Origin of the sequence: Duganella violaceipulchra (assembly GCF_019166075.1) — a bacterium.
Classification (GTDB): Bacteria; Pseudomonadota; Gammaproteobacteria; order Burkholderiales; family Burkholderiaceae_D; genus Rugamonas; species Rugamonas violaceipulchra.
This window is the reverse complement of record NZ_JAHTGR010000096.1, coordinates 1-678: the sequence shown is the minus strand read 5'-3', so window position 1 is coordinate 678 and position 678 is coordinate 1. Positions and strand designations below refer to the sequence as shown.

Genomic DNA, 678 nt, shown 5'->3' with positions numbered 1-678 from the left:
ACAACCCCGACCCTGCGCTGCTGGGCTTGACGGCGCGGCACCTGGCGTATGTGATCTATACCTCGGGCTCGACGGGGATGCCCAAGGGGGTGATGGTCGCGCATCAATCAGTAGTAAATTTCTTGCGCACGATGCATGAAGAACCTGGGATCACGCAGTCGGATACGATTTTGGCTGTTACGACTCTTTCATTCGATATTGCAGGATTGGAGTTATGGTTGCCACTTATCGTGGGTGCCAAAATTGTTGTCGCTAGCCGTGCTCAAGTGTTGGATTCAGTAAGGTTGCGTAAAATAATAAGTCGATCGGCAATTACGATCATGCAAGCTACGCCTGCCACATGGAAGATGTTGTTGGATGACGATTGGCACGGAGCGTCCAATCTTAAAGTGCTCTGTGGTGGAGAAGCGCTGACCACTGAAGTATCAACTCGCCTGAGTAAGATAGTAAGCTCTGTATGGAATTTATATGGGCCAACAGAAACAACAATTTGGTCTTCACTCCGAAGAGTTCAAGCGGGCACGTTAACATCATATGCAATCGAGTCGATCGGCCGTCCAATCGCCAACACCCAACTCTACATCCTCGACGCCCACCTGCAACCGGTGCCGGTGGGAGTAACCGGCGAGATCTACATCGGCGGGGCGGGTGTAGCGCGCGGCTACCTGAATCGGCCGG

The 678-nt window shown here is 52.7% G+C and carries 1 protein-coding gene; it reads left to right on the top strand.

The genetic code is table 11. From position 1 onward, the window contains the following. The coding region (locus KVP70_RS33125; protein ID WP_217946694.1) for an AMP-binding protein at positions 1-678 on the top strand (678 nt) is incomplete at both ends.